The sequence below is a fragment of the Peribacillus sp. SIMBA_075 genome (genome assembly GCF_046534585.1).
The window spans coordinates 1-307 of sequence record NZ_JAWRYN010000341.1; the positions used below are offsets into that span (position 1 = coordinate 1).

General features: G+C 39.7%; 1 protein-coding gene. It reads left to right on the plus strand.

Annotated features, from left to right (window positions below):
• Positions 1-307 (plus strand): AMP-binding enzyme (locus tag SB775_RS28495; RefSeq protein WP_410864537.1); only part of this gene is annotated, 307 nt, incomplete at both ends.

Genomic DNA, 307 nt, shown 5'->3' on the forward strand with positions numbered 1-307 from the left:
GAAGGGCGCGGTGATGATATTATTATTAGCTCTGGTTATACAATTGGGCCGTTTGAAGTAGAAGATGCACTCGTAAAACATCCTTATGTAAGAGAGTGTGCGGTTGTCGCAAGCCCTGATGAAATTCGCGGAAGTGTCGTGAAGGCATTTATCGTATTAAGAGAGAATTTAGACAAGAACGAAGAAACATTAATTCCAGTACTCCAACAACACGTCAAAGAACTTACTGCACCATATAAATACCCTCGCAAAATTGAATTTGTAGATGAACTACCAAAAACGATTTCCGGAAAAATTCGCCGTATTG